The organism is Aliiroseovarius marinus (assembly GCF_050881025.1).
Classification (GTDB): domain Bacteria; phylum Pseudomonadota; class Alphaproteobacteria; order Rhodobacterales; family Rhodobacteraceae; genus Aliiroseovarius; species Aliiroseovarius marinus_A.
Genome location: NZ_JBNNXQ010000001.1, coordinates 427,469 through 442,403, shown reverse-complemented (window position 1 = coordinate 442,403; position 14,935 = coordinate 427,469). Strand labels below are relative to the sequence as shown.

At 59.8% G+C, this 14,935-nt stretch carries 16 protein-coding genes; 10 read left to right on the top strand and 6 right to left on the bottom strand.

The features are described 5' to 3' along the window. Positions 1 to 148: 148 nt before the first annotated feature. The gene (locus tag ACRY08_RS02070; RefSeq protein WP_432448184.1) at positions 149 to 865 is read right to left on the bottom strand and encodes a sterol desaturase family protein; all 717 of its coding nucleotides are present in this window, start codon (positions 863 to 865) and stop codon (positions 149 to 151) included. A 217-nt stretch (positions 866 to 1,082) separates the two neighbouring features. Here ACRY08_RS02070 and ACRY08_RS02065 point away from each other — a divergent pair, with 217 nt between their 5' ends. Then, positions 1,083 to 1,745 (top strand): SGNH/GDSL hydrolase family protein, encoded by a 663-nt coding sequence (locus tag ACRY08_RS02065; protein ID WP_432448183.1) that lies wholly within the window; start codon positions 1,083 to 1,085, stop codon positions 1,743 to 1,745. A 79-nt stretch (positions 1,746 to 1,824) separates the two neighbouring features. Here ACRY08_RS02065 and rpsO read toward each other — a convergent pair whose 3' ends face one another. Continuing rightward, complete coding sequence (gene rpsO, locus ACRY08_RS02060) at positions 1,825 to 2,094, bottom strand: 30S ribosomal protein S15 (RefSeq protein WP_133485011.1); 270 nt, start codon at positions 2,092 to 2,094, stop codon at positions 1,825 to 1,827. A 138-nt stretch (positions 2,095 to 2,232) separates the two neighbouring features. After that, on the bottom strand, positions 2,233 to 2,541 hold the full coding sequence (locus ACRY08_RS02055) for a DUF5665 domain-containing protein (protein ID WP_432448181.1): 309 nt from the start codon (positions 2,539 to 2,541) through the stop codon (positions 2,233 to 2,235). A gap of 146 nt (positions 2,542 to 2,687) precedes the next feature. Here ACRY08_RS02055 and ACRY08_RS02050 point away from each other — a divergent pair, with 146 nt between their 5' ends. Next, complete coding sequence (locus tag ACRY08_RS02050) at positions 2,688 to 3,938, top strand: calcium-binding protein (protein WP_432448180.1); 1,251 nt, start codon at positions 2,688 to 2,690, stop codon at positions 3,936 to 3,938. Between the two features lie 15 nt (positions 3,939 to 3,953). On the opposite strand, the gene ACRY08_RS02045 is transcribed toward ACRY08_RS02050, so the two are convergent. After that, entirely contained in the window at positions 3,954 to 4,460 is a 507-nt protein-coding gene (locus ACRY08_RS02045) for a DUF1643 domain-containing protein (RefSeq protein WP_432448179.1), read from the bottom strand. Between the two features lie 107 nt (positions 4,461 to 4,567). Between ACRY08_RS02045 and deoA the strand changes: the two genes are divergently transcribed. Continuing rightward, positions 4,568 to 5,878 (top strand): thymidine phosphorylase, encoded by a 1,311-nt coding sequence (gene deoA / locus ACRY08_RS02040; RefSeq protein WP_432448178.1) that lies wholly within the window; start codon positions 4,568 to 4,570, stop codon positions 5,876 to 5,878. 100 nt (positions 5,879 to 5,978) lie between these two features. On the opposite strand, the gene dapB is transcribed toward deoA, so the two are convergent. Next, entirely contained in the window at positions 5,979 to 6,788 is an 810-nt protein-coding gene (gene dapB, locus ACRY08_RS02035; RefSeq protein WP_432448177.1) for a 4-hydroxy-tetrahydrodipicolinate reductase, read from the bottom strand. Between the two features lie 96 nt (positions 6,789 to 6,884). Here dapB and rbfA point away from each other — a divergent pair, with 96 nt between their 5' ends. Beyond that, positions 6,885 to 7,316, top strand: a complete 432-nt coding sequence (rbfA, locus tag ACRY08_RS02030) for a 30S ribosome-binding factor RbfA (RefSeq protein ID WP_432448176.1) — start codon at positions 6,885 to 6,887, stop codon at positions 7,314 to 7,316. Further along, positions 7,316 to 8,221 (top strand): tRNA pseudouridine(55) synthase TruB, encoded by a 906-nt coding sequence (gene truB, locus ACRY08_RS02025; protein ID WP_432448174.1) that lies wholly within the window; start codon positions 7,316 to 7,318, stop codon positions 8,219 to 8,221. Before rbfA ends, truB begins: the two co-directional genes overlap by 1 nt. 100 nt (positions 8,222 to 8,321) lie before the next feature. On the opposite strand, the gene ACRY08_RS02020 is transcribed toward truB, so the two are convergent. Beyond that, complete coding sequence (locus ACRY08_RS02020; protein WP_432448171.1) at positions 8,322 to 8,537, bottom strand: DUF1674 domain-containing protein; 216 nt, start codon at positions 8,535 to 8,537, stop codon at positions 8,322 to 8,324. 68 nt (positions 8,538 to 8,605) lie between these two features. Between ACRY08_RS02020 and ACRY08_RS02015 the strand changes: the two genes are divergently transcribed. The 5 genes from ACRY08_RS02015 to ACRY08_RS01995 all read left to right on the top strand — a co-directional run bounded on the left by ACRY08_RS02015 (position 8,606) and on the right by ACRY08_RS01995 (position 14,559). Continuing rightward, positions 8,606 to 9,865 (top strand): RsmB/NOP family class I SAM-dependent RNA methyltransferase, encoded by a 1,260-nt coding sequence (locus ACRY08_RS02015; protein WP_432448170.1) that lies wholly within the window; start codon positions 8,606 to 8,608, stop codon positions 9,863 to 9,865. A gap of 136 nt (positions 9,866 to 10,001) precedes the next feature. Further along, positions 10,002 to 11,759, top strand: coding sequence for a heparinase II/III family protein (locus ACRY08_RS02010; protein WP_432448168.1), 1,758 nt, complete (start codon positions 10,002 to 10,004; stop codon positions 11,757 to 11,759). A gap of 139 nt (positions 11,760 to 11,898) precedes the next feature. Beyond that, entirely contained in the window at positions 11,899 to 13,491 is a 1,593-nt protein-coding gene (gene purH, locus ACRY08_RS02005) for a bifunctional phosphoribosylaminoimidazolecarboxamide formyltransferase/IMP cyclohydrolase (RefSeq protein ID WP_432448167.1), read from the top strand. A gap of 4 nt (positions 13,492 to 13,495) precedes the next feature. Continuing rightward, the gene (locus ACRY08_RS02000; protein WP_432448166.1) at positions 13,496 to 13,969 is read left to right on the top strand and encodes a signal peptidase II; all 474 of its coding nucleotides are present in this window, start codon (positions 13,496 to 13,498) and stop codon (positions 13,967 to 13,969) included. Between the two features lie 56 nt (positions 13,970 to 14,025). Then, the gene (locus tag ACRY08_RS01995) at positions 14,026 to 14,559 is read left to right on the top strand and encodes a DUF3035 domain-containing protein (RefSeq protein WP_432448164.1); all 534 of its coding nucleotides are present in this window, start codon (positions 14,026 to 14,028) and stop codon (positions 14,557 to 14,559) included. Positions 14,560 to 14,935 lie beyond the last annotated feature (376 nt).

Here is a 14,935-nt window from a genome sequence, read left to right as displayed (position 1 = left end):
GGTCTTCCGTTTTCATGGTGGCCCCATTGCCACCGACCCCTCTATCGTTTCATGCGCCGGGGTCAAAGCGTCACGTCTCAGATGCGTGGCCCATACAGGAAAACAAGGGCTTTGGAAAGCAAAACTGTCAGGCGCAAACAGGCGGGGATCAACCCAGCTTGCCGCGTGGCAGTTTGGTGATGCCGAAAGCCTTGCGGGCCGTGACAAGGCGCAGGTCTTCCGGGTCCATGCCCATGGACAGGATGGTTTCGCGGTCATAGCGGGCGCGGGCGGTGTCTGGGTCATGTTTGGTGCCAAACAGCCGGTCGATCCAGTTCATGCCGAAGCTGACATGATAGGTGGCCTCGTGATCCTGAAAGTGATGCGCCAGATGCGTGCGGGTGATGCGTTTTCCGAACCAGCCTTTTGGCACGTTCAAATGGGCCAATGTGTGGCAGTATTCGTAAAACGTATAGGCGCTGATCGATCCGGCAAACAGGGCGACCACACTAAACAGCACGGCAGATTGCAGCCCCAGTATCGGCCACAGAACGAGCACGTGCAGCGTGCAGGACAATAGGCCAAATTTCACCGGATACCAGTGGTCGCCGCCTGTGAAAAACTCGGGGTCCGAGGGAAACTCGTGATGCCCGATATGGCTGCGATAGAGGTCGTTGAAGACGCCCTGATCGGTGGGTGGTTCGCGGTGCAGAAGAAAACGGTGCATGGCATATTCGACGAAGAACTGTGCCAATACGCCGTAGGCCAGCGCAAGAAACAGCCACCAGGTGGCTCCAATAACCAGCGTTGCGACACCGACCAGCCACAACGGAAACAACCGGTGCAGCGTGCCCATATTCATCAAAACCCGCAGTGTTTCCTTCATTGCGACCTCCCTTTTCCCGGTCAGCCTGTTCCAGGCAGGGCCAAAGGATCAAGCCCGACCTCGCGTCAGGTTGCGACGCGTCTGTGCGGCACGAAACTGGTTGTTTCGGGATTGTGACTTGATCGCACCGGGGCGTTGGCGGTACTTCGGATGAAGCCCATTTTCAGTATTGGACGTGCATATGATGCGTGACGTGTTTCTTGCCTTAGTGGTTTTCATGACAGCTTTGACCGGCTCGCCTTCGGTTGCCAAAGAGGCGCAATCTCCGCGTATTTTGGTGATCGGCGACAGTCTGATGGCATGGCACAAGGGGTCGAAACGCTCGATAGGTGATATGTTGGGCAAGTCCTTGAAGGAGCCGGTTGCGAACCGCGCAGTGGGTGGCGCGCGCATCATCTACAATCTGCCCCTGACTGGAGCGATTGGCATGAATATCGGCAAGCAGTTTCGCGGCAAGCCGTGGGATTGGGTTGTTTTGTCCGGCGGCGGCAATGACCTGTGGTTTGGCTGTGGGTGCAACAAATGTGATCGCCGCATCGATCGCATGGTGTCCAAAGACGGCAAACGCGGAGAGGTGGTGAACCTTGTCGGCCGTATCCGCCAGACCGGTGCAAAAGTGATCATGGTGGGCTATTTGCGCAGCCCCGGCGTCGGGTCCGTGATCGAAAGTTGCAAGGATGACGGTGACGCCTATGAAGCACGCCTGAAGACCATGGCGAAGCGCTATAAGGGCGTCTATTTCCTATCAAACGCCAAACTTGTTCCGCATGGGGACCGATCCTATCACGGCGCCGATATGATCCACCCGTCGCGCAAAGGCAGTGCTGCGATCGGGGTGCGCTTGGCGCAGATGATCCGCAAACTGGACCGCACGCGCTGAGGCGAAACATCGCGTCTGCGCAAAAGAAAACGCCCGCCTTCGGATGAAGACGGGCGTTTCTGTTGGTATGGATATGCGTTTAGCGACGCAGACCCAGACGCTTGATCAGGTCCTGATAGCGTGCTTCGTCTTTCGCACGGGTGTAGTCCAGCAGCTTGCGGCGCTGGGCAACCATTTTCAACAGACCACGGCGGCCGTGGTTGTCTTTCTTGTGCGTTTTGAAGTGCTCGGTCAGGGTCGCGATGCGCGACGACAGAATGGCAACCTGAACTTCGGGCGAACCGGTGTCGCCTTCTTTGGTGCCGAACTCTTTGATCAGGCGGTTCTTTTCTTCAGCAGTGATCGACATCGGGGTCTCCTTTACAAGATTGAAGTGGATGGCGCAGGCCGGGATGTCGTCCAGCAAGGCCCATGGAGGCTCCGCCCGCGCAAGCAAGCGGATGGGGGCGTATAGGCAGAATCTCCATAGTTGGCAAGGAAAACCCGTTTAAGGGGCGGACTGCACGCCGATTTCTTCGATGATCTGATGCGCCCAGTCCCCGATCACAGGGATAAAGTCGATGGTTCCAAGCGCATAGATGACCCATGACAACAGCAAAGTGGCCCCCAGAACCGACCCCAAACCGAAGGCCAGGCCCCTGTAAAGCTGAAATAAACCGAGCTTCCATAGGCTGTCATGCAGCTGAATGAACCGGTGATTGTTCATCCGTTCAACCTCTGTGCGTAGGTGGCGAACCTCTGCGGCAAGCTGGGTTTGCTGCTGTTGCGATGGCGTCCCATCGGGCGCGTTAACCATTTTGCACCTGCATTAACATAAAATCCGAGGTATTATTCTCTGTGAGTTTGCGACGCATGGACTAAAATCGCAAGCGGATGAATGTGTCTGTTGCCCCGCGAATCCTCGCGGGGTGTAACCCGTTGAAAGAGTGAGCGACCAGTTCGATGTTGTTTTCGTTGTTGTTCCTTGGGCTGGTGCCCGTAGCCTTTATGTCCGATGGCCTGCTGTCTTCTGCCGATGCGCCGGATGATGGCGAAGGCAATGGATTGGGGAACGATGAACCGCCGGTCGGCGACAATGGCGACTTCATTGCCGGGTCGGGATCAGGTGGCGGCTCGGGTGATACATCCGGTGGTGATGTGCTATCGCCGGATGACGGAATGGGCGATGGTCCCAGTCCGCACCGCGAAGAAACGCTTCTGGACCAGCTTCTTGGCAGCGAAACCGACGCCCATTATGGCCGCGAGGATATGCCTTATTTCGTGACCGAAACGGATGTTGTTACCGGGTCGGATGCCGGTGATGACCTGGCGCTTGAAGATGATGGCGTTGACGGTACTGGTAGCGGTGATGCCGATTTGTTCCACGGCACCGCGAGACTGACAAACGATGATGGCAGCGCCGTTGATCTGCTTTCGGGCGGAGACGGGGATGACGTTCTGACAGGCGGCGACGATGCGGGCTATCTCTTTGGCGGTGGTGGCGATGACCAGATCACCACGGGTGAAGGGGCCAGTGCCGCGTTTGGAGGCGAGGGCAATGATAGTCTCGACGGGGCCGATAGCATTGAAGCAATTCTGGATGGCGGTCATGGCGATGACACGCTTTTGGGCGGAGAGGGTGATGATATTCTGCGCGGTGGCGCGCATGAGTTGACCGAGTCTGGGCAAACCGCGCCACAGGATGATGACATCTTGGATGGCGGTGCCGGCGATGATCACCTGGCTGGCGGCTTGGGTGCCGATACGCTTTTTGGGGGTGATGGTGACGATGTCATTGATCATCTGGGCCACGCTCTCGAAGAAAGCTCGCAGGAATTGCGTAGTTTCGATTGGCATATTGATGGCGATGCGGACACGCTGGATGGCGGCGCCGGGAATGATACGTTGATTATGGATCGCGCGGATACGGCGACTGGTGGCGAAGGCAATGATACCTTCTGGCTCTATTCCGATGCGGAACAAGGCATTGGCAGCGCCGAGGTGACTGATTTCGTGCCGGGCGAAGATTTCCTGAGAATTTCTCTGGACCCTGAGCTGGATGAAGAGGGCATGGTTTACGATGTGCAGCCATCCGGTGACGGAAGCGACGGCGTGGTGACCGTGAACGGAGATGTCGTTGCCATTCTGCGCGGCGCTCCGGGGGCGACCATTCACGACGTTTACGTCGAAGTCACGCAGGATATCACGGTCTGACGAACGGAAGTGGTGTCAAAACCACCGTTCGGGTTGTTGTGCATAGGCAATATAAAGTGGGTGTTTCGGGTGCCCGTCTTTGGTTTGCCCCAGATGATGAGTTGGCAGCCCAGTGCCGCGCAGCAACGCCTCGACCTGATTGCCGCGATCAAGATGCGCCCCATGCGCCCCCCAGCCGCATATGATCTGATCCGCCCAAGGGCAGCTTTCCAATATCGCCGCGTCATTGCCCGGCCCGATTGGCTCCTCTGCGGCGCGCATTTTGCGCGGGTCCGTGTCGCGCCAAGCGAATATGTTGGTGACACGAAACGCCCCAAATCCCAACGTGCGGGCGCGCCGCTCGCAGCGCTCGACAGTGGGGTCGTTTTGAACTTCCGTTGCGGTCGAAGGGTTCAGCATAATGAACAGCGCTTTGCGCCCGGCAGGGTCCCAGATCCGCGTCAGCATATAGCGGTAAGATTCGCAGTCTGAATAGACCGCTGTCGACTGGGCATCGCCCTTTTGAAACGCGCGCGTGATCATGATGGATTTGTGTCTGCCTGTTGCGGAATTGGCAAGCCCTGATCATCATCTGTGCGCCCTTGCCTTGCCGCGAAGAAGGGCAGAAGGTGACAGGGAAAGGGGTGCAAATGCTGATCTCAGAAATCATCCGCAAAAAACGGGACAAACAGGTGCTGAGCGCCGAGGAGCTGTCTGAGTTGGTGCAATCCGTCGCCGATGGGCGTGCCAGTGACGCGCAGGTGGCTGCTTTTGCCATGGCCGCTTGGCTGAACGGGCTGACACCGGATGAAACAGCAGCTTTAACACTTGAGATGCGCGATACGGGTGATGTCTTTCGTTGGCCTGATCTGCCCGGGCCAGTGGTCGACAAGCATTCGACCGGTGGCGTGGGGGACAATGTCAGCTTGATGCTGGCCCCCATTCTGGCGGCCTGCGGGGCCTATGTGCCGATGATTTCCGGGCGCGGCCTTGGCCACACGGGCGGCACTTTGGACAAGATGGATGCCATTCCGGGCTATATCTCGCAGCCGGATAATGCGCTGTTTGACAGGGTGGTGCGCGATGTCGGCTGTGCGATCATTGGCCAGACGGCGGCTCTGGCGCCTGCCGACAAGCGCCTTTATGCGATTCGCGATGTGACCGCGACGGTTGAAAGCATCCCGCTGATCACCGCCTCGATTCTCTCAAAAAAGCTGGCTGCTGGGCTTGAGGGGTTGGTGATGGATGTGAAATTCGGAAATGGCGCTTTCATGGCCGAGTTTTCGCAAGCACAGGATTTGGCGCGTTCCATCCAAAAGGTTGCAAAGCTGGCAGGTCTGCCCTGCCACGCGCTTTTGACGGATATGAATGAGCCGCTGGCGGATGCGGCGGGCAATGCGATGGAGACGCAAAATGCCATTGAATTTCTGACCGGCGCGCGTCGCACTGAACGGCTGGATCAGGTGGTAACGGGGCTTTGTGCTCAGATGTTGATCCTGGCGGGCGTCGAGGGCGATCAGGCAGCGGCGCGCGCCCGTGTAACCCAGGTTCTGGACAGCGGCGCGGCGGCCGAGGTTTTTGCGCGCATGGTCACCGCTTTGGGTGGGCCCACGGATCTGTTGGAACGGTCCGATACCCACTTGCCCGAGGCGCCGATTGTCCGGGACGTCACAGCGCAGGCGTCTGGGTTTGTCACCGGTATTCAGGCGCGTGATGTTGGGCTTTCGGTGGTGGAGCTGGGAGGCGGGCGTCGCAAAGCATCGGACCGGATTGATCCGGCGGTTGGGCTTAGCAGACTAGCACCAGTGGGGCAATCGGTGAGCAAAGGGGATGTGATCGCCTTTGTGCATGCGGCCAATGATGCCGACGCAGACGTGGCAATAGCGAACCTGCGTGCAGCCTATGTCATCGGTGAAGAGGCACCGCCAGAGCGACCGCTGATCCGGGATATCCTGACCTGAGCGCAAGCCGCTTTCGTGCCGCAGGCACGGGCTACCCTCAACTGTCAGCGCCCGTTAGGGCAAGGACAGGCGAGAGCATATCCCTTCATTGGCGGCGTGCCTACAGGCCGAGAACGTCCAACATATTGTATTCACCGGGTTTTTTATCCTGCCCCCACAAGGCAGCCTTCACGGCGCCGCGCGCAAAAATGGCACGGTCCGTGGCCAGATGGCGCAGCACGATCCGTTCGCCAGCAGCGGCAAACATCACATCATGTTCCCCCACGATGTCGCCGCCGCGCACCGCATGAAAGCCGATATGACCGCGCTCACGTGCACCAGTGATACCGTCACGTCCGCGATCCGATACCTCTGCCAGATCCACACCGCGCCCTTCGGCGGCGGCTTCGCCCAGCATCAAGGCGGTGCCGGATGGGGCGTCGACCTTGTGGTGATGGTGCGCCTCGGTGATTTCGATGTCGTAATCCTCGTCCAGCGCTTCGGCCACTTTCTTGGTCAGCTGCACCAGAAGGTTCACGCCAAGGCTCATGTTGCCTGCGCGCACGACTTTCGCGTGGCGTCCTGCCAGAGCGACCTTTTTCAGGTCATCATCCGAAAGGCCCGTGGTGCCGATCACATGCACCGCGCGCGCCTGCGCGGCGATTTCGGCCATGGCGACGGTGGCCATGGGGGCGGTGAAGTCGATCACGGCCTGCGCCTTGGCCATTACCTCCAGCGCATCGTCCGAGACGGTGACGCCCAGCGGTTGGCCGCCCATGCATTCGCCAATGTCGCGTCCGATCCAGTCATGGCCAGGGCGCTCCAGCGCACCGGCAAGGCGCGCCTTGGGGTTGGCTGTTACCTCTTGCACCAGCATCTGCCCCATACGGCCCGATGCCCCCATCACCACAATGCCCGGCAATTCGCTCATGATCGTCTCCTTCAAACTGCCCGCTATCTAGCGCGCGAAGGCCTGCTTGGCAAAGCCCCCATTGCGTCGCGTGCAAGGAAGCCCTAAATGGCGCCTATGGCAAAGAACCGTTTTGATGACCAACGTGGCCCGAACCAGCGACAGCTGCGGGTGGCTGAACTGATCCGCCGGACCCTGTCCGAGACCCTGATGCGTGGCGATGTGCATGACCCCGACCTGGGGCGTATGTCGATCACCATCGGCGAGGTGCGGGTCACCGCTGACCTGTCGATTGCGACTGTCTATGCGCTGCCACTGGGTGGCAAGGGCGGCGACGAGGCCGTGAAGGCGCTGGCCCGCAACAAGGGCGAGCTGCGCCGCATCTTGGGGCGTGCGCTGAAGATCAAGCACACCCCGGACTTGCGTTTCATGGTGGACGAGACCTTCGACCAGATGGATCAAACGCATCGCCTCTTGTCGCAAGAGGCTGTGCAGCGTGATCTGCGCAACACGCAAGATAGTGACATGGACGGATCAGAGGACAGCTGATGGGACGTCGCAAGAAGGGGCGTGACATCCATGGCTGGCTGGTCGTGGATAAGCCCGCCGGTATCAGTTCGAACGCGGTTGTGAACAAAGTGCGCTGGGCGATGGACGCAAAGAAAGCGGGCCATGCAGGCACGCTGGACCCGGAAGCAACCGGCGTTTTGGCCGTGGCGCTGGGCGAGGCGACGAAGACCGTGCCCTATATCACCGACGCGCTGAAAGCTTATGAGTTCACGGTGCGGCTGGGACAGGCCACCAACACGGATGACGCCGAGGGCGAAGTGATTGCAGAAAGCGATGCGCGCCCGACGGACGAGGATATCCGCGCAGCCCTTGGGCAATTCACCGGCGACATCATGCAGATACCGCCCAAGTTCTCGGCAGTGAAAATCGATGGGGAGCGCGCCTATAAGCTGGCACGCGATGGCGAAGACGTCGAGATTGCCGCCCGCCCGCTTTGGGTCGAAGAGTTGGTTTTTGTGGATCGTCCCGACCCTGATCACGTCACGCTTCAGATGACCTGCGGCAAAGGCGGCTATGTGCGTGCCATTGCGCGGGATTTGGGCATGGCGCTGGGCTGTCACGGCCATGTGCGCGAGTTGCGCCGGATTTGGTCGGGCCCGTTTGATGCCGAAGATGGCGTCAGCATGGATCTGGTCGAGGAACTGGCCAAAACCGGCGATCTGGACGCTTATCTGCGCCCACTTGAAGAAGGTCTGCAGGACCTGCCCGAGCTGATCGCCAATCTGGATGGCGCGACCCGTTTGCGGCATGGCAATCCGGGCACTGTGCTGACGTCAGATGTGGATTATGGCGACGAAGCCTGGGCCAGTTTCGAAGGCAAGGCGGTGGCGGTTGGCATCTACCGTGCCGGTGAGTTGCACCCAAGCCGCGTGTTCAACCAGTAACGCTCCCGCGCCTTTTTGACCTGCTGGTCAACCGGCTTGGGGGTGGGCTTGGGGCGGTCCGTGCCTGCGGCACGGGTCCGGGTGTGCTGCAGGTGTTCGATCAGAAGTCGATCGCGATGCCCTTTTTTTCCCAATCGCCAAAGCGCACGGGCTCGGGGCCATCGCGGCCTCCGTATTCTTTGGCAATCTCTTTGGCCTCAGCCGCGGCTTTCTTGCGGCGCTCTTCTGCTTCGGCCAGTGCGCGCAGTGCGGCAGGCGGCAGATCGCGCTTTTCGTCCTCGGCTGTGGGGGCGGCGTTTTCGTGGTCGTCAGACATGCTGCAATCCTTGAGGCTTTCTTGGGGATGATATAGGCCCGGTTCAGTTGAAACGCAAAGGATGCATGATGGGCCAGCCGAAAGACGTGCGGCATCTGGTGGTAGACCTGCTGGATGATGTGACCGAGGAAAACCGGCTTTTGTCCGAGGCGCTGCCAAAACGGCTGGCAAAAGTGCCTGTCGAAGATCGCGCCCGTGTGCAGCGGTTGGTGATGCTGACCCTGCGCGGCATGGATCGCTGCGATCGGATGTTGGGGCCTTATCTGCGACAACGACCGGTGCCGCGTGTTCTGAATATCCTGCGGTTGGGCGTGGCCGAGATTTGCGATGGCGGCGCGGCGCATGGTGTGGTGAATGCCTGTGTCGAGATCGCCAAGGTGCAGAAAGACACGGAACATGCGCGGGGGCTGGTCAACGCGGTTTTGCGCAAGATCGACGGAGATCGCGCCAAATGGGACAGCCTGCCTGTGCCGCGTCTGCCCAAGTGGCTGCGCAAACCTCTGTTGGCGGATTACGGCAAGGACGCTGTGGCCGCGATGGAGGCCGCGCATTTCGCGGGCGCGCCGGCGGATCTGACGGCGAAAGCAGATGCGCGCGCGCTGGCGGACACAATGGGTGGATCACTTCTGCCCACCGGATCGGTGCGGCTGGCAGAACATGGACAGATCAGCAATTTGCCCGGCTATGAGGCGGGCGATTGGTGGGTGCAGGACGTCGCCGCGGCGTTGCCCGCGCGCATCCTTGCGCCGCAGCCCGGGGACAAGGTGCTGGACATGTGTGCAGCACCCGGCGGCAAAACCATGCAGCTGGCCGCCATGGGGGCCAATGTCACGGCGCTGGATGTGTCAGAAGGGCGCCTGAAGCGGGTGAAGGAAAACCTCGACCGCACGGGGCTTGAGGCAGAGCTGTTGGCGGGCGATGCGCTGGAGCATGAAGGCGGACCCTATGATGCGATCTTGCTGGATGCGCCTTGCACGGCGACCGGCACGATCCGGCGCCACCCGGATCTTCCGCAGGCCAAGGATGGTGGCGATTTCGCGGCTTTGTTCGAGTTGCAGGAATATATGATCGACCGGGCGCTGGCGCTTCTGAAGCCGGGCGGGCGGCTTGTGTTTTGCACCTGCAGCCTCTTGATCGACGAGGGCGAGGAACAGGTGCGTGACGCCATCAAACGGCATCCCGGCCTGACCCCTGATCTTGATACCCTGCGTCTGGACGGGATTGATCCAGACTGGATCGGGCCGGAGGGATTGCGCCTTTTCCCGCATTATCTCAGTGATCAGGGCGGCATGGATGGGTTCTTCATCACGGCCTTCACAAAACCCTGAGGCGGCAAAAACCGCGCGGGCAGGAATTCTCCGATGACTTGGCCCCGGCGGGCCTGTATGCTGCCGGTAATTCCCCCGCCAGAGGGGTTTGGCCGCAGGGCGGCCACCGGACAGTGACTTGAGGCGAGGCACGATTTTGGAGACAGAACCACGCTCTTCCGGGTTTCGCACCCGTTTTGCCAACCGCTGGCACGCCAAACGTGCCGCGCGGGCGCGGCCTGCCACCGGGTTCGTGTCTCAGCCGGAACCGCGCACAATTGGCGCCTATGCGCGCGGCAAGCAGTTGATTGCGGGCAATTTCCTATGTGCGGGTCACCTTGTGAATGCGCCGGATCAAAGCCCGTGGGTCATTGATCCACCCAGTCAGGGGTTCACCGAAGAACTGCAGGGGTTTGTCTGGCTTGATGATCTGGCTTCGGTTGGTGATGCAGATGCGCGGGCACGGGCGCAAAGCTGGTTGATGGACTGGATTTCCAGATACGGGCGCGGACGGGGGGAAGGCTGGACGCCGGATTTGACCGGGCGTCGCCTGATCCGTTGGATCAATCATGCGCTCTTTTTGCTGGGCGGGATGAAGTCCGACGACAGTGCCGCCTTTTTCCGGTCCCTTGGGCAGCAGACGATTTTCCTGTCACGACGCTGGCAGGCCGCATCGGCCGGGTTGCCCCGGTTCGAGGCGCTGACGGGGCTGGTCTATGCAGGTCTTGGCCTGACCGGCATGGAACGCCACGTGGAGCCGGCTTTGGTGGCGCTGGCTAAAGAATGCGAAAGCCAGATCGACGCGGATGGGGGCATCGCCACCCGCAACCCTGAAGAGTTGCTGGAGGTTTTCACCTTGCTGAACTGGGCTGCTCTCGCCCTGTCAGAAAGCGGGCGTCAGGCAGAGGAGGCACATCTGGCGGCGATTGAACGGATCGCACCAACCCTGCGCGCTTTGCGCCATGCAGACGGCGGGCTTGCCCGGTTTCATGGTGGTGGGCGTGGCCTTGAGGGGCGACTTGATCACGCACTGGCAAGCTCGGGCATCAGGGCGGCTGTCAATACCGGGCTGGCTATGGGCTATTCGCGGCTTGCGGCAGGGCGCACAAGCGTGATCATCGACACGGCCCCCCCGCCCGAAGGCGTAGCCTCGGTCAATGGGCATGCCTCGACCCTGGCGATGGAAGTCACGTCAGGGCGCCGCCCCTTGATTGTAAACTGCGGCTCTGGTGCGCATTTCGGAGAAGAGTGGCACAAAGCGGGCCGCGCCACCCCATCGCATTCGGTGTTGGGAATGCAGGGGCTTTCGTCGTCACGCCTGTCGGCACCGGTTCTTGTGGGCGGCATACCGCGTCTGTTTCTGATCGCGCCCCCCAAACATGTTCACCTGCAGCGGGTGCAGGAAGGCGACACCAGCGGATTGGTGGCGGCACATGATGGGTACGCGCCCAGCTGCGGGCTGACCCATATGCGCCGGATTGAGTTGTCGCATGACGGGCGTGACCTGAAGGGCGAAGATACGCTGGCAGCCGTGACCGACGCGGATCAGGCGCTGTTTGACAAAGCGCTTGATGCCACGGCGCTTCAGGGTGTTCCATTTTCCATCCGGTTTCATTTGCACCCCGAGGTTGATGCCACGCTTGATCTGGGGGGCACGGCGGTGTCGATGGCGCTGAGATCGGGCGAGATCTGGGTGCTTCGGTTTGAAGGGCGCGGAGAAATGCGGCTGGAAAGCAGCGTTTATCTGGAAAAGATACGCCTCAAGCCCAGAAAAACAAAACAAGTGGTTCTATCCGGCGTCGCAATGGATTATGCGACACGCATCCGCTGGACGCTGGAAAAGGCGCAGGACACCCCAACCGTCCTACGCGACCTTGAACAGGCCGACCGGGCGGAGCTGCCAGAAGCGTTTTGATGCGTCATTGAAACCAAGTGACCATCGAAGCGCTCGTAACTGAATTGATGCTGCGAGCGTTTGGATATCAGGTTGTGATCCAGCTTTGATCGACGGGCCTTGCGCGAACGACTTTCAGGCCTTGGGGGGCCAGACCGACATGACCACCGACCTTCATCCCGTGCGCCGTGCGCTGATTTCCGTATCCGATAAAACCGGCCTGATCGAGCTGGGACAAGCGCTGGAGGCCCGCGGGGTCGAGATCCTGTCCACGGGTGGGTCTGCCAAGGCGCTGCGTGATGCGGGCGTTGCGGTGAAGGATGTGGCTGATGTGACAGGCTTCCCTGAAATGATGGATGGCCGCGTCAAGACGCTGCACCCGATGGTGCATGGCGGTCTGCTGGCCTTGCGTGACAATGATGCGCATGTTGCCTCGATGGAGGAACATGGCATTGGCGCAATCGACCTGCTGGTGGTGAACCTCTATCCGTTCGAGGAAACCGTGGCCAAGGGTGCTGATTATGACACCTGCATTGAAAACATCGACATTGGCGGCCCGGCGATGATCCGTGCGGCGGCCAAGAACCATGCGTTTGTGAACGTCATCGTGGATGTGCAGGATTATGACGCTCTGCTGGCCGAGCTGGATGCCAATGGCGGCGAAACCTCTTACGCCTTCCGGCAGCGTCAGGCGCAGATCGCCTATGCGCGCACCGGGGCCTATGACGCTGCTGTTTCCACCTGGATGGCGGGGGCTTTGGCGCTGGACGCCCCGCGCCGTCGCGCCTTTGCGGGCGAGTTGAAGCAGACCTTGCGTTATGGCGAAAACAGCCACCAGAAGGCTGCGTTCTACACCGATGGATCGAACCGTCCCGGCGTGGCCACGGCGGTTCAGCTGCAGGGCAAAGAGCTGTCTTACAACAACATCAACGACACGGATGCGGCGTTCGAACTGGTCGCCGAATTTGACCCGGCTGTCAGCCCCGCAGTGGCGATCATCAAACACGCCAACCCCTGCGGCGTTGCGCAGGGCGCGACGCTGTCCGAGGCCTATCAAAAGGCGTTTGACTGCGACCGCACCTCGGCCTTTGGCGGGATTGTCGCGCTGAACCAGCCGCTGGACGCGGAAACCGCCACCAAGATCACCGAAATTTTCACCGAAGTGGTGATTGCCCCCGGTGCGTCCGAAGAGGCGAAAGAGATTTTTGCCGCCAAGAAAAACCTGCGTCTTCTGTTGACCGACGGACTGCCCGATACGCGCGCACCTCTGACCGCCTACAAGCAGGTGGCTGGTGGCCTTTTGGCGCAGGACAAAGACGTGGGCTACGTCGGTCTGGATGACCTGAAGGTGGTGACCGAAAAGGCACCGACGGACGCACAGATGAAAGATCTGCTCTTTGCGTGGAAAGTGGCCAAACACGTGAAATCGAATGCGATCGTCTATGTGAAGAACCAAGCAACTGTTGGCGTTGGTGCCGGCCAGATGAGCCGTCTGGACAGTGCCAATGTCGCCGCATCGAAAGCGGAACGTATGGCGGCCGAGCTGGGGCTGGATGAAAGCCTTGCGAAAGGCTCTGCCGTGGCATCGGATGCGTTTTTCCCCTTCCCCGACGGTCTGTTGGAGGCCGCAGCCGCCGGTGGCACCTGCGTGATCCAGCCGGGTGGTTCCATGCGCGACAATGAAGTGATCGACGCCGCCAACGAAGCAGGCCTTGCCATGGTGTTCACCGGCATGCGCCATTTCCGGCACTAAGCCCATGATGCGCGTGATGTTTCTGTCAGGTCTTTTGGCCTTCGTGTTGGATCAGGCCAGCAAATATCACGCGCTTTTGGTGCTGGACCTTGAGCGTCTTGGCACGCTTCCGATCTATCCACCTTACCTTGTTTACCAGATGGCCTGGAACCGGGGGGTGAATTTCGGCCTGTTCGGATCTGATGCGCAAACCACGCGCTGGGTGCTTGTGGTGCTGGGTCTGGTGATTTGTTTGTGGGTCATTCAATGGGTGCGCAAAGAGGTTTTGGCGCGGCGTGCTGTGATCTCGGCCGGGCTTTTGGTCGGGGGGGCGCTGGGCAATGTCGCGGATCGCGTGATTCACGGTGCCGTCATCGATTTTCTAAACATGTCTTGCTGTGGCATCCAGAACCCATTTTCGTTTAATGTCGCGGATGTATTCGTCTTTGCAGGGGCGTTTGGGCTGGTTCTTTTTGCTGGGTCGAAGAACACCCCGTGACGTGCCTTTGCGAATGGGCTAAGAAGCTCGTAGGAAACCCGGGGGTTGGACGTCAAATGCGTGGATCGTCTTTGAAAATTCTTGCCATTTCAGCGGCGCTGGCCGTGTTGGCTGGTTGTTCAAGCGGAAACGAGCCGAAGTTGCTCAACATCAAGGCCACACAAGGTGGCCCGGATGAGTTCGCCATTCTGCCAACGAAACCCCTGACACCTCCGAAAGATTTCAGTGCTTTGCCGACCCCGACGCCCGGTGGTGCAAACCTGACCGATCCGACGCCTTTGGCAGATGCAGCACAAGCATTGGGCGGGCGCGCCAACACTGCGAAGCTGCGTGGAAGCGAAGTCGCGATTGTCAACGCGGCAAGCCGTTACGGTGTTGCGCCGAATATCCGCCAAAGCCTCGCCGCCGAAGATCTTGAATGGCGTAAAAACAACCGCGGTAAAGTGTTGGAGCGCCTGTTCAACGTGAATGTCTACTACCGCGCCTATGAGGCCCAGGAATTGGACCAACACCGCGAACTGGAACGTCTGCGCCGCCGTGGTTTGTGGACCCCGGCTGCGCCACCCGATCCGTCACTGGTGGTGGAATAATCACTTGAAAGGGGCCGATTGGCCCCTTTTTGCCGTTGCGCAAAGTGCCGCTGGCGCACGGTTCATTAAAGCGTTTTCATATTACGTTGAACGAACGTGATGTGGAAACGCCGCGCAGCATGTAAGGATGGTGGGCGTTTCCAGTTATTGCTCTGAGTCAGCAATAACTGGAAACGCTTTAACTTCGTTCACATCTCTGTTGCCAAGGCTTGATGATGGGCCATCAAGTCGTACCTTGTTAAAGCGTATCGGCGTATTGTTGAGGCGCGATAATAAGCGTGATGCGCGCGGAACATATTGATATTGTGGGTGTTTCGAAATCAACTTGTGTCGCAAGTTAGTCTCGAAACGCTTTCGCAACCGGACAGAAGGAGCA